General features: G+C 71.8%; 1 protein-coding gene. It reads right to left on the bottom strand.

Annotated elements, in window-relative coordinates; translation table 11 throughout:
• The coding region (locus IO39_RS43740) for an RHS repeat protein (RefSeq protein WP_043637994.1) at positions 1–238 on the bottom strand (238 nt) is incomplete at both ends.

The raw sequence follows: 238 nt of genomic DNA, 5'->3' as shown, positions 1-238 counted from the left end.
GGTCTGCTTGACGATGCGGCCGAGCGCGTCGTAGGCGTGGTCGATGCGCACCCCGCCGGGCTGCAGCGCGGAGACCAGGTTGCCGCCCGCGTCGTAGACATGCGTCCAGGTGCGGTCGGCCTCGTCCGGGTGCGCGGCCGTGGCCGGCTCGATCGTCTTCTCGATCAGCCCGAGGCTGTTGTACGTGGTCCAGAACGAGTTGCCCCGGCCGTCGGTGGCCCGGGTCAGCGAGCCGGTC

The organism is Nonomuraea candida, assembly GCF_000725485.1.
GTDB lineage: Bacteria > Actinomycetota > Actinomycetes > Streptosporangiales > Streptosporangiaceae > Nonomuraea > Nonomuraea candida.
Note: the sequence above shows the minus strand (reverse complement) of the source record. Positions and strands in the feature narration are given on the sequence as shown.